Annotated in this window: 13 protein-coding genes; 6 read left to right on the plus strand and 7 right to left on the minus strand. The window is 66.6% G+C overall.

The features are described 5' to 3' along the window. Positions 1-642: 642 nt before the first annotated feature. From Herbaro_RS07320 to Herbaro_RS07335, 4 genes are all read right to left on the minus strand, one after another. On the minus strand, positions 643-1,413 hold the full coding sequence (locus tag Herbaro_RS07320; RefSeq protein WP_275013170.1) for a DUF3299 domain-containing protein: 771 nt from the start codon (positions 1,411-1,413) through the stop codon (positions 643-645). A gap of 8 nt (positions 1,414-1,421) precedes the next feature. Then, positions 1,422-2,690 carry an ABC transporter permease gene (locus Herbaro_RS07325; protein WP_275013171.1) on the minus strand — a complete coding sequence of 423 codons (1,269 nt, stop codon included), beginning with the start codon at positions 2,688-2,690 and terminating at the stop codon, positions 1,422-1,424. Then, positions 2,687-3,412: an ABC transporter ATP-binding protein gene (locus Herbaro_RS07330; RefSeq protein WP_275013172.1), complete on the minus strand. Its 726-nt coding sequence runs from the start codon at positions 3,410-3,412 to the stop codon at positions 2,687-2,689. The genes Herbaro_RS07325 and Herbaro_RS07330 overlap by 4 nt, the downstream gene beginning before the upstream one ends. A gap of 116 nt (positions 3,413-3,528) precedes the next feature. Next, complete coding sequence (locus Herbaro_RS07335; RefSeq protein ID WP_275013173.1) at positions 3,529-4,110, minus strand: DUF2796 domain-containing protein; 582 nt, start codon at positions 4,108-4,110, stop codon at positions 3,529-3,531. A gap of 236 nt (positions 4,111-4,346) precedes the next feature. Here Herbaro_RS07335 and Herbaro_RS07340 point away from each other — a divergent pair, with 236 nt between their 5' ends. The 5 genes from Herbaro_RS07340 (at position 4,347) to Herbaro_RS07360 (ending at position 7,581) form a co-directional block, all read left to right on the plus strand. Further along, complete coding sequence (locus tag Herbaro_RS07340; RefSeq protein ID WP_275013174.1) at positions 4,347-4,478, plus strand: hypothetical protein; 132 nt, start codon at positions 4,347-4,349, stop codon at positions 4,476-4,478. Positions 4,479-4,488: 10 nt separating this feature from the next. Beyond that, complete coding sequence (locus Herbaro_RS07345; RefSeq protein WP_275013980.1) at positions 4,489-5,313, plus strand: metal ABC transporter ATP-binding protein; 825 nt, start codon at positions 4,489-4,491, stop codon at positions 5,311-5,313. After that, entirely contained in the window at positions 5,310-6,197 is an 888-nt protein-coding gene (locus Herbaro_RS07350) for a metal ABC transporter permease (RefSeq protein WP_275013175.1), read from the plus strand. The genes Herbaro_RS07345 and Herbaro_RS07350 overlap by 4 nt, the downstream gene beginning before the upstream one ends. Positions 6,198-6,226: 29 nt before the next feature. Further along, on the plus strand, positions 6,227-7,159 hold the full coding sequence (locus tag Herbaro_RS07355) for a metal ABC transporter solute-binding protein, Zn/Mn family (protein ID WP_275013176.1): 933 nt from the start codon (positions 6,227-6,229) through the stop codon (positions 7,157-7,159). Between the two features lie 104 nt (positions 7,160-7,263). Continuing rightward, on the plus strand, positions 7,264-7,581 hold the full coding sequence (locus Herbaro_RS07360) for a putative quinol monooxygenase (RefSeq protein ID WP_275013177.1): 318 nt from the start codon (positions 7,264-7,266) through the stop codon (positions 7,579-7,581). A 127-nt stretch (positions 7,582-7,708) separates the two neighbouring features. Here the strand turns inward: Herbaro_RS07360 and Herbaro_RS07365 are convergent, their stop codons facing one another. Then, on the minus strand, positions 7,709-8,647 hold the full coding sequence (locus tag Herbaro_RS07365) for a LysR substrate-binding domain-containing protein (protein ID WP_275013178.1): 939 nt from the start codon (positions 8,645-8,647) through the stop codon (positions 7,709-7,711). A 103-nt stretch (positions 8,648-8,750) separates the two neighbouring features. On the opposite strand from Herbaro_RS07365, the gene Herbaro_RS07370 reads away from it, so the two are divergent. Next, positions 8,751-9,005 (plus strand): hypothetical protein, encoded by a 255-nt coding sequence (locus tag Herbaro_RS07370; protein WP_275013179.1) that lies wholly within the window; start codon positions 8,751-8,753, stop codon positions 9,003-9,005. A gap of 301 nt (positions 9,006-9,306) precedes the next feature. Here Herbaro_RS07370 and Herbaro_RS07375 read toward each other — a convergent pair whose 3' ends face one another. Next, on the minus strand, positions 9,307-10,107 hold the full coding sequence (locus Herbaro_RS07375; protein ID WP_275013180.1) for a uracil-DNA glycosylase family protein: 801 nt from the start codon (positions 10,105-10,107) through the stop codon (positions 9,307-9,309). 184 nt (positions 10,108-10,291) lie between these two features. After that, a complete protein-coding gene (gene uvrB, locus Herbaro_RS07380; protein ID WP_275013181.1) occupies positions 10,292-12,373 on the minus strand; it encodes an excinuclease ABC subunit UvrB in 2,082 nt (693 codons plus the stop codon). Between the last annotated feature and the right edge of the window lie 25 nt (positions 12,374-12,398).

Below are 12,398 nucleotides of genomic sequence, written 5' to 3' on the forward strand. Positions count from 1 at the left end.
TCCAGCGGACATCCGCCGCAACGAATTCAGCCGTTTTTGCAAGGCATCACGCCAACGCCGGACAGTGGCGTCATAACCCGGCAGTGCGCACACGTATTGGAAGTCGCGATCCTCCCTTCCCGGCAGGCGAAAGCCGACCCGGTCACGCGACGCGGGGTGCGTCCACACCCGCCTGCGGTTTGTCGTGAGCCGCAGGCGGGTGACACCTGATCTCCTCCCGTCTTTTCTCTCTTCTCTGCCGCTTCCTTCTGCCCAATGCCGCGCAGAAACCGGAATCTCCTTTTCTTTCAAGGACTTGATTCGCTTTTCAACGCGTTTTCCACAGGCTTGCCACCAAAATGTGTGGATATCTCCACACGCCGGCGCCGAGCGCTATCGCTGTCGAGCCTTGCCGCGTTTTTGCCGCGCTTTGCTACGAAAACGGAAAGTCCTTGCCGATCAATCGCTTAGCTCACTTCTCCAGCGGTTTTCCACAGGCTTGCCACCAAAATGTGTGGATATGTCCAGACGCTTGCGGGGGCGGTTGCCGTGCTTTGCTACGGAAATGGAAAGGTTTTTCAAATCAAGGGCTTGAGTCACTTGCCAAAGTGTTTTCCACAGGCTTGCCCCCGGAAAGTGTGGATAACCGCCGGGGCGCGGCCGTCAGCCGTTGTTGTCCGGCGCGGTGTAGGGCTCGACCTTGACCGCTGTCATGCTGTAGCCCGAGGCGCCCATGGAGGAGTCGGAACGCTCGACCTTGATCACGCCGCTGATCCAGACCGCGTCCATGGTGCGCACGTCCTTGACGGCGCGCGCGCTCTTGACGTGGATGATCTGGTTGGCCGGCGGCGGCGGCACGTGGATGCAGGCGCCGAAGTAGGGCACCAGCAGGAATTCCTTGAGCGCCTCGCCCTCGCGGTCCAGCGACACCACGAAGCCCGGCAGGCGCACGGCGCGTCCTTCCATGGCGGCATCGACCGGCGCCTGCTTCCAGTATTTCTTGGCCTTCCACAGCGCCGCGTCGGCGCGCGGGTCGTTGTCGTCCATCTGGTCCAGCTTCAGGCCCTTGAACGGCGCCATGGCGTCCCAGTCCTTGGGGATCAGGCCCTCCCAGGCAATTTCCTGGTAGCCGTTGACGGTCTTGCCGGACGCTTTGTAGGGCTGGTCGGCATCGGTGACGCTTTGCTTGAGGTGGTCGCCCACCTTGTACTGCGCCGACGACGCGTCGGCTACGCCGGTCACCGTGCTGCCGCTGTCGGCGCGCGCAGTGACGGCCGGGACGCTGCCGGCCAGCGGCGCGCCGGCTGCCTGCGGGGCGGCCGCGGGAGCGGACGCGGCCGGCGGCGCATCGCCGGAATGCGCCGCCATGCGCACGCCGGTGCCGACCAGCAGGCCGGCGGCGGCGATGCCGCCTATCCAATAGAGGGTTTTCATAAGAGCATCTAGAGTCGGGGAGTAAGGCCGTCGGACAGGCTCAGCCGGTAGGCGCGCAGGCCCGGCAGCAGGCTGGCGGCGAACCCGGCGGCGACGGTCCACAGCAGCAATTGTAATTCGCCGGCGGCGGGCCATGCAGGCTGCAGCGCAAGGCCGAAGCGCGCGGCCAGCGCCGGCCCCAGCGCCAGCAGCAATACGCTCAGCAGCATCACGCCCAGCGCCACGCCGGCCAGCATCACGCCCAGGCCTTCGATGGACAACAGCAGGAACACGTCCCACGGCCGCGCGCCCACCGAGCGCAGGATCGCCAGCTCGCGGCGGCGCTCGCCCAGGCTGGCGAGGATCGCCGCCACCAACCCGGCCAGGCCGACCACCACCACCATGCCCGAGACCACCAGCAAGGCGTTCTCGCCGATGCCGACCACGTCCCACAGCTGGTCCAGCGCCACGCCGGGCAGCACCGCCATCAGCGGTTCCTTAAAGCCGTCGCCGTCGGCGATGTCGCGTTGCAGGGCGAACACGCGGGCGCGGCTCTTCAGGCCGACCAGCACCGCCGTGATGCTCTTGGGGGTGAGGTCGAATTTCTTCACCAGGCCGGCGTCGATATGCAGGCCGGGCAGCGGTGCGCCGCCCTCCCAGTCGAGGTGGATGGCTTCCATGCCGCCCAGGCCGATGTGCACGGTGCGGTCCACCGGGGTGCCGGTGCGCGCCAGGATGCCGGTGACGACGAAGGGCTTGTCGGCGTGCTGCGTCAATCCCATGCCGCCCATGCCATGCGCCAGCACGATATGGTCGCCCACCTTGTAGTGCAGCCTGGCGGCCACCTCGGCGCCGAGCACGGCGTCGAACACGTCGGCGAAGGGCTTGCCTTGCGTCAGTTGCAGCGGGCGGCCGTCGCCGTAATGGAAGTGGCGGAAGTAGTCGTCGTTGGTGGCCAGCACCGGGAAGCCGCGGTGCGAGTCGCCCAGCGAGATCGGGATGGTCCACGCCACGGCCGGGTTACGCGCCAGCGCCTGCGCGCTGTCCCAGCCCATGTTGTTGGTGGCGCCGCCGATGCGGAAGATGGCGTACAGCATCAACTGGATCGGGCTGGTGCGCGCGCCGACCACCAGGTCGGTGCCGGACACCGATTGCGAGAAGCCCGCGCGCACCTCATGGCGCACGCGCTCGATGCCCAGCAGCATGGTGGTGGACAGGGCGATCGCCAGCAGCATCAGCCCCAGCGTGAACCGGCGGTTCCAGGCGCTTTTCGCGGCCAGGCGCAGCAACAGCTTCATGCGGCCTCCCCAGGCGCGGCCGCGCGATTGAGCTGCTCCAGCGCGATGCGGCGATGGAAACGTTCGGCCAGGCGCAGGTCGTGGCTGACGAAGACCAGGGCCGAATCGCCCTGGTCGCATTCGCGCCGCAGCAGGTCGAGGAAGGCCTGCTGGCGGTCGCTGTCGAGCGCCGAGGTCGGTTCGTCGGCGACGATGATCTCAGGCCGCCCGATCAGCGCGCGCGCCGCCGCCACGCGCTGCTGCTGGCCGATGGAGAGCTGGGTGGCCGGGCGCGTCCACAGCGCCGGCGCCAGGTCCAGCGCGCGCAGCAGCGCCTGCGCGGCATCGCGCAGATTGCCGCCTTGGCCCAGGGCGCGCGCCTTGCGGTAGGCCGAGAACTGGCAGGGCAGCAGCACGTTGTCGACGATGGAGAGATAGGGCAACAGGTTGAACTGCTGGAAGATGAAACCGATGTGGTCGACCCGGAAACGGTCGCGGCGCGCCGCCGGCAGCGCTTGCAGCGCCTGGCCGAGCACCTCGACGCTGCCCGCTTGCGGCGCGACGATGCCGCCGATGGCGGCCAGCAGCGTGCTCTTGCCGCTGCCGCTGGGACCGCTGACGAAGACGTGCTCGCGCGGCGCCACCCGCAGTTCATCCAGCGCCAGCGCCGGCTGCGATTGGCCGGGCCAGGTAAAGCTGAGGCCGCGCAGGTGGATCGCGGCGGCGGTCTGAGGCTGATTCATGTCGGAGACTGGCTGCGCAAGACGAGTGCGCCGAAAGCGAAAGGGCAAGCGGGATGATACGCCGGCATGCTGTCAGCGGCCTGACTCCCCGGCCAGGCCGCAGCGGCGCATGGCCGTCAGTTGAGGGGAATGACGCTGTTGCCCGGCGCCAGCTGGAAGGCAGCCTGCTTCTTGGGCGTGGCCAGTTGTACGTCGATGCGCTGGAAGCCGGGGAAGGCGCGCAGCAGGCCTGCCGCATCCACGCTGTTGAGGGCGCCGGGGCTGGCGCAGACCAGGGTGAAGTCGCCGTCGAGGTCGGCGTGGCCGTCGTTGGGCGCGGCCTGCGGTGTGCTGACGGCCTTTTCGCCCAGCAGCGCCGGCGGCAGCGCGGCCGATTCCAGCTGCACCTCGGCCGGCTTGCACTGGGCCGCGGCATCGGTGGCGAAGATGCCCGGGATGTCGCGCAGCATCCTGGCGGCCGCCTCCACGGTGTCCTTGTCCTTGGTGGAGGTGGCCGCGTGCTCGAAGCCGACCAGGTTGATCAACGGCGTATCGAGGTGCAGCGTCAGGGTGTTGCCTTCCAGCGCCACGTCCAGCTTGCCCACGCCGTGCACGTGCGCGGGATGGTTGCCATGGTGGTCGTGACCGTCGGCGGCCAGCGCGGGCAGGCAGGCGAGCGGGAACAGGATGAGGGGCAGGGCTTTGGTCAGTCGGGACATGAGCGGCTTTCCGGTTTGTAAGGGCGGACAGGGCGGGACAGGAGCTGGTTCAAGCTCGGCATTGTGAACCTGGCCGCCGGAAAAATTCAGTCTTGTTACATTCTGCAACAGGGTTGCATTATAATTCGGTCTTTCCCGATTGTTGCAACAGGGTTGCGCAAGATCCCGGGCGTATCCCCGGACTGCGGCCATTGTGTGCGTCTTTCTCCCATTTTCTCTTGCCCAGGTTCTCTGCCGTGTCGGTTTTTTCTCGTTTTTCGATGAAGCAAGGCGTGCTCGCCAGCCCCTGGTGGCTGCGCGTGCTCGCCGTCCTGCCCGTGTGCCTGCTGCTGTGGCTGGGCGTCATGTGGGCGCTGGGCGAGGGCTGACATGACCACCATGACCGCCGCCATCTCCCTGGAGAACCTGACCGTCAGCTACCGCCGGCATCCGGCCCTGCACCACGTCAACGGCGCCTTCGCGCGCGGGTCGCTGACCGCCGTGGTCGGCCCCAACGGCGCCGGCAAGAGCACGCTGCTCAAAAGCATGCTGGGGCTGGTGCGCTGCAATGATGGCCGCGTGGTCACCCACGTCGATGCCCGGCGCATCGCCTACCTGCCGCAGCAGGCCGAGATCGACCGCAGCTTCCCGATTTCGGTGCTGGACTGCGTGCTGCTGGGCTACTGGCAAGCCAAGGGCAACTGGGGTGGGATCGACGCCCAACTGGTCGAGCGCGCGCGCCGCGCGATGACCGCGGTGGGGTTGGAAGGCTTCGCCGCACGGCCGGTGTCGAGCCTCTCGGTGGGGCAATTCCAGCGCGTGCTGTTCGCCCGTATCCTGCTGCAGGACGCGGAGGTGATCCTGCTCGACGAACCCTTCAACGCCATCGACTCCCGCACCACCGGCGACCTGTTGCGCATCATCTCGGCGTGGCATGCGCAGCGCCGCACCGTGATCGCGGTGCTGCACGACCACGACCAGGTGCGCCGCGCCTTTCCGCAGACGCTGCTGCTGGCGCGCAACGTGGTGGCCTGGGGCGATACCGCCGAGGTCATGTGCGAGGAAAACCTGCTGCGCGCGCGCGCCATGGCCGAAGCCGTGGACGAGCACGCGGGCATCTGCGAGGTGAGCGAAGCCGATGTGCTGGCGCTGTCGCACGCGCATGAGCACGGCCATGGCCATCGCCATCATCGCGGCGGCGCATCCGAAGGCGGTGCCCAATGACGCTGTGGTCCGCCTTGCACCAGTTCGCCGTCGAACCGTTCCAGGAGTTTTCCTTCATGCGCCGCGCCCTGGTGGCGGCCTTTGCGCTGGCGCTGGGCAGCGCGCCGCTGGGCGTGCTGCTGACGCTGCGGCGCATGAGCCTGTTCGGCGAGGCCCTGAGTCACGCGGTGCTGCCGGGCGTGGCGGTGGGCTTTATCTTCTTCGGCTTGTCGCTGCCGGCCTTGTCGATCGGCGGGTTCGCCGCCGGCGTGCTGGTGGTGGCGGTGGCCGGCTGGATCAGCCGCCACACCGAGCTCAAGGAAGACGCCAGCATGGCCGCCATCTATGTGGTGGCGCTGGCGCTGGGCGTGATCCTGATCTCGCGCCACGGCACCCAGCTCGACCTGTTGCACATCCTGTTCGGCAACGTGCTGGGCGTGGACAGCGAAGGCTTGCTGCTGATCGCCGGCGTGGCCAGCGCCAGCGTGCTGGCGATCGCCGCCCTGTATCGCGGCCTGCTGCTGGAGAGCTTCGACCCGGCCTACATGGCAGTGGGCGGGGGACGCAGCGGCGGCGCGATCTACCAGCAAGTGTTCCTGATGCTGGTGGTGATGAACCTGGTGGCCTCGTTCCAGACGCTGGGCACCCTGATGGCGGTCGGCCTGATGATGCTGCCGGCGGTCTCGGCGCGGCTGTGGCACGACACGCTGCCGGCCCAGCTGTGCAACAGCGTGCTGCAGGCGGCCGTCGCCGGTTATGCCGGGCTGCTGATTTCCTATTACGCCTCGGTGCCGTCGGGCCCGGTGATCATCGTCTGCGCCGGCGCGCTGTACGCCGCCTCGCTGCTGCTGGCGCCGCGCGGCTGGCTGCCGCGCCTGCTGCGCCGGCCGCACCTGCAGGGCTGAATTCTTTCGTTATCGACTCCGGAGTCCGCATGAGCTTGCTACGTCCCCTTTCCCTCCTGCTGGCCGGCCTGTCGCTGGCGGCCTGCCTGTCCGCGGCGGCTGCCGAGCGCATTCCGGTGGTGGCCAGCTTCAGCATCCTCGGCGACATCGTCGCCAACGTCGGCGGCGACCGCATCGCCGTGTCCACGCTGGTGGGTCCCGACGAGGACGCGCACGTGTTCCAGCCCGCGCCGGACGACATCAAGGCGGTCTCGCGCGCCAGGCTGGTGGTGGTCAACGGCCTGGGCTTCGAGGGCTGGATGGAGCGCCTGGCGCAATCGGCCAACTACCGCGGCGCCATCGTGACGGCGTCGGCCGGCATCCAGGCCCGCGAGCGCGCCGAGGAAGAGCATGACGAGCACGGCCATGAAGGGCACGATCACCATCACGGTCGCGACGACCCGCACGCCTGGCAGGATCCGCAGAACGTGATCGTCTACGCGCGCAACATCGCCGCCGCGCTGGGCAAACTGGATCCGGCGGGGGCCGATCTCTACAGGAAGAACGGCGAAGCCTACGTCGCCCGGCTGCAGGAGCTGGACCGCTGGGCCGCCGCGCAGTTCGCGCAGATCCCTGCGGCCAAGCGCCGCGTGATCACCTCGCATGACGCCTTCGAGTACTACGGCGCGCGCTACAAAGTACGCTTCCTGGCGGCGCAGGGCGTGTCCACCGACAGCGAGCCGAGCGCCCGGGAAATGGCGGCGCTGATCCGCCAGATCCGCGCCGAGAAGATCAAGGCATTGTTCTTCGAGAACATGGCCAATCCCAAGCTGCTGCAGCAGATCGGCCGCGAGGCGGGTGTCACCGCCGGCGGCAAGCTGTATGCCGACGCCCTGTCCAAGGCGGGCGGCCCGGCGCCGGACTACCTCTCGCTGATGCGCTACAACACCACCCAGCTGCTGGAAAAGATCCGCCTCAACTGAGGCCGGGCCGGCGCGCGCCAAAGCCAAATCGCGTATCCTTGTGGGCCGCATGCCGGGCGGTGCGCCCGGCATGTTCCAACGAACCCAACAAGGAGAAGACAAGCATGAGCACCATCACCGTCGTGGCCATCATCACCGCCAAGTCCGGCAAGCGCGAGGAACTGCTCAACATCGCCCGCGCCAACCTGGCCGCCGTGCGCGCCGAAGAGGGCTGCATCGAGTACAGCCTGGTCATCGATGTCGACGGCTTCGGCCCCAACCAGGCGCCGATGGGCCCGGACACCTTCGCCTTCGTCGAGAAGTGGGGCAGCGAAGACGCGCTGAAGCTGCACTTCACGCTGCCGCACATGGCCGACTATCGCGAGAAGTCCAAGGACCTGATCGCCGATCGCAAGGTGCATGTGCTGAAGTCGGCGGACTGAACGGCGGCTAAGGCCGCGGGGCCCCTGCTTTCGCAGGGGCGACGGAGGCCAGGTTTGCCGCCAGTCTGTCGTTCCTGCGAAAGCAGGAACCCAGTGTCGTAAAGGCAGGCCCGATCGGGATCTTGCCTCAATGCTCCCCAGGGAAGTCCGCCGGATGCGTATGTCCCTGATCGAAGGCGGAAGCCTGCCCCATCTGCATCAGCCACGTGATGAAGGTCTTCAGCGCCGGGTTCGAATCGGCCGCGCTGCGGTACATCATGTGGAATCCCTCCCCATGCAGCACCACCTCCGGGAACAGCTGGATCAGCCGCCCGTGCGAGAGATCGTCGTCCACCAGCGCCAGCGTGCCCATGGCCACGCCCAGGTCGGTGGCGGCCGCCTGCAGGCTCAGGAAGAAATGTTCGTAGACCGTGCCCGGCATCTTGCGGCGCACCGCCACGCCGGCCTTGCTCAGCCACTGCGACCAGGCCGCCGAGCGGCTTGAGAGGTGGATCAGCGGCACCTCCACCAGGTCGCGCGGCACCTTCACCGGATGCAGCTCCAGGAAGTGCGGCGAGGCCAGCGGCACCGAGACGTCGTCCAGGAAGCGCACGCACTCGTAGCCGCTGCGCTCCAGCGGGCTGCGCCACAGGATGACATCGAAGGGATCCTTCACGTCCTCGAAGTATTCGGACATGGTGGTGGTCACGCGCACCTCGATGCGCGGGTTGTCGATCTGGAACTGCGACAGGCGCGGGATCAGCCAGCGCATCGCCACCGAGGGCGCGGCGATCAGGCGCACCACGCGCCCCTTGCCGGCCAGCGTCAGCTGTTCGGCCGCCAGCGCGATGCGGTCCAGGCTGGCTTTCACCTCGCCATAGAAGGCCAGCGCCGCCTCTGTTGGCTCCACGCCACGCGACTGGCGTAAAAACAACGGCTGCTCGAAATGCTCCTCCAGCGATTTGATCTGCTGGCTGACCGCGCTGTGGGTGATGAAGAGCTCACTGGCCGCCAGCGTCAGACTCCGCGTCCGGACTGCCGCTTCGAACACCTTGAGGGCCTTGAGCGGGGGGAGGGAAGAAGACATGATGTAAGAAAAACTTATATATGTGTCGGAAAATGTTGCTTTGCAAAAGCCGGGGGCAACCTTATTCTTCAATCACCGAAACGTTTAACAGTGAAAGAAGATCATGTCTACCATCAGTATATTTGCAAAAGATGCCGGTTTTTCTAACAATATGCGCGCCCTGGTCGAGCTGGCCAAGTTTGCCGTCCAGCAAGTCCTCTCGGCGCATGCCCTCAAGCCGGTGCGCAACGACGCCGCCGACACCCACGATGCCGCCTATTTCGAAGGCGTCGCCGACCATGCTGAACTGGAAAACCGCCTGCGCCAGCTGGAAAACGGCCACCTGCACGCCGTGTGGAAACTGCAATCGCAGATCTGAACCGCCGGCCGCAGCCAGCAATACCAGGCCTGATGCGCCTGAAGCAATAATCGAAGAGACCGGCTCCTGACGCAAGACGAATACGGGAGCTGAAGGCCGAAGCGGCGCAACGCCGGAAAAGGCAGCTGAGAACAGCATCACCGGGTAACCCGGCGCCGTCGATGGAGATACGATCCGGCGCCCGGGGTTTGATCCCGCCCCATCCCCGCTCATGCGGGGATTTGTCGTTTACGGGCCGGCCTTGCGAGCGCCGGCCATGAAAAAGCCCGGCATCGGCCGGGCTCGTCTCATGCGGACTTTCTTATGCGGGCTTCTTCAGCAGCCGCATGTCGCCGAAGAGTTTTTGCATCCCGCTGTGTTCGATGAAGCTCAGGTTGTAGGGATGCTCGGCCACCGCGCGCGGGAAACGCTCCACCAGTGGCAGGTCGCGCAACTGTTCGGCGATCTTGCCCCACAGGACCAGCGTGGGCAAGGGCGCCCCGCTTGCCTGGGCATGCTCGGCCAGCGCGCGCAGGACAGTGTCGAAGAAGGGCTTCCAGGCGCGGGCATCCTTGACCGGCGCCACGTGTGCGCGAAACACCAGGCTGGCGTTGAGCAGCAGGAAGCCGTGGCCCTCCAGGTTGGCCTGCAGCTCGGCCAGGGTCTGCACGGTGCCGCCGGCATCCGCCTGCGCTTGCGCCGAGATGCCGGCCAGCGCGTCGCCGCTGGTGTTGCCGGCCTGCAGCGCGCCGTCCGCCACCAGCAGCATCTTCATGAAGTTGCGCAGCGAGGTGGCGCGGTTGACCTGCTTCGACAAGCCCTTGTCCGACCATAGCGAACCCACCGCGCCATCCATGAAGCACACGCCGGTGGCGCTGGCCGCGCGCGGGTAGGGGCCTTCCCCCACCAGCACGTAGCGCACCGCGCCGATAGGCTGCCTGAAGGCCGCAAACAGGCGACCTTCGGTGGGCAGATAGTTGTCCTGCGCCAGCGCATCGAGATAAACCGGATCGGCCTTGGTGATCGCTTCCAGGCCGGCGCGCAGGGCCGCGTGCCAGGAGGGATCGGCGGTCTGGATCAGGCCCGGCAGGTCTGCGGGCAGGGAAGTGGAGGGCGTGGTCATGGAGAAGATTGCCGGAGGACGTCATCGGAAAGGCGGGATTGTATAACGGCGGATGGGTGCGGCCTCCTCGGCGTCTGGATGAGCGACACCGGGTTCCTGCTTTCGCAGGAACGACAGGTAACTGAAATTTCAATCACCGTCGCCCCTGCGAAAGCAGGGGCCCAGCGTCGTTTCCTGCGTACCGCTATGCCGCCGCCGTATCGCTCCCCGGCGCCCCGAACAACTGCTGCTTCAACAGGTGAAGCTGGTCGCGCGCCGCCGCCGCCTTCTCGAACTCCAGGTTCTTGGCGTGCTCCTGCATCTGCTTCTCGAGGCGCTTGATCTCCTTGCTGATCTGCTTCTCGCTCATCGACTCGTAGTTCTTCTGCTCCTGCGCCACCATCAGCTCGGCGCGCGCCTCGGACGGGTTGAACACGCCGTCGATCAGTTCGCGGATCTCCTTCTTGATGCCGGTCGGGACGATGCCGTTGGCCTTGTTGAACGCCACCTGCTTCTCGCGGCGGCGTTCGGTCTCGCCGATCGCCTTATGCATGGAATCGGTCACCACGTCGCCATACAGGATGGCCATGCCGTTGAGGTTGCGCGCGGCGCGGCCGATGGTCTGGATCAGCGAGCGCTCGGAACGCAGGAAGCCTTCCTTGTCGGCGTCCAGGATAGCGACCAGCGACACCTCGGGGATGTCCAGGCCTTCGCGCAGCAGGTTGATGCCGACCAGCACGTCGAAGGTGCCCAGGCGCAGGTCGCGGATGATCTCCACGCGTTCCACGGTGTCGATGTCGCTGTGCAGGTAGCGCACCTTGATGCCGTTGTCGGACAGGAACTCGGTCAATTGCTCGGCCATGCGCTTGGTCAGCGTGGTCACCAGCACGCGCTCGTCCTTGGCGATGCGGTCGGTGATCTCCTGTATCAGGTCGTCCACCTGGGTGGTGGCGGGGCGCACGGTGATGATCGGGTCCACCAGGCCGGTCGGGCGCACCACCTGTTCCACCACTTGGTCGGCGTGGGTGTTCTCATAGTCGGCCGGGGTGGCCGAGACGAACACGGTCTGGCGCATCTTCTTCTCGAACTCGTCGAACTTCAGCGGCCGGTTGTCCAGCGCCGACGGCAGGCGGAAGCCGTAGTCCACCAGGTTCACCTTGCGCGCGCGGTCGCCGTTGTACATGCCGTTCAACTGGCCGATCAGCACGTGCGACTCGTCCAGGAACATCACCGCGTCCGGCGGCAGGTAGTCCACCAGGGTCGGCGGCGGATCGCCCGGCTTGCCGCCGGAGAGGTGGCGCGAGTAGTTCTCGATGCCCTTGGTGAAGCCGATCTCGGTCATCATCTCCAGGTCGAAGCGGGTGCGCTGCTCCAGGCGCTGCTCTTCGATCAGCTTGTTCTCCTTGCGGAAGAATTCCAGCCGCTCGCGCAGCTCGTCCTTGATGGTCTCGATGGCGCGCAGCACGGTCGAGCGCGGCGTCACATAGTGCGAGCCGGGGTAGATGGTGAAGCGCGGGATCTTCTGGCGCACGCGGCCGGTCAGCGGGTCGAACAGCTGCAGGCTGTCGATCTCGTCGTCGAACATCTCGATGCGCACCGCCAGCTCGGCGTGCTCGGCCGGGAATACGTCGATGGTGTCGCCGCGCACGCGGAAGGTGCCGCGGCCGAAGTCGGTCTCGTTGCGCGAGTACTGCATCTGGATCAGGCGCGCGATCAGGTCGCGCTGGCTGACCTTGTCCTTGGCGCGCAGCGTCAGGATCATCTGGTGGTATTCGTTGGGATTGCCGATACCGTAGATGGCAGAGACGGTCGCCACGATCACCACGTCGCGCCGCTCCATGAGCGACTTGGTGCAGGACAGGCGCATCTGCTCGATGTGCTCGTTGATCGAGGAGTCCTTCTCGATGAACAGGTCGCGCTGCGGCACGTAGGCCTCGGGCTGGTAGTAGTCGTAGTAGCTGACGAAGTATTCCACCGCGTTGTGCGGGAAGAACTCGCGGAACTCGCTGTAGAGCTGCGCCGCCAGCGTCTTGTTGGGGGCGAACACGATGGCCGGCCGGCCCAGGCGGGCGATGGTGTTGGCCATGGTGTAGGTCTTGCCCGAGCCGGTCACGCCCAGCAGGGTCTGGAAGAACAGGCCGTCGTTGACGCCTTCCACCAGCTTCTCGATCGCCGCCGGCTGGTCGCCGGCAGGCGGGAACACCTGGTAGAGCTTGTAGGGCGAATCGGGGAAGGTGACGAACTTGCTTTCGTCGAGCTCGGGGGTGATGGTTGTCAGTTCAGCCATGATGGTCGGTAACCTGTACGGTGGA

Origin of the sequence: Herbaspirillum sp. WKF16 (genome assembly GCF_028993615.1) — a bacterium.
Lineage (GTDB): Bacteria > Pseudomonadota > Gammaproteobacteria > Burkholderiales > Burkholderiaceae_D > Herbaspirillum.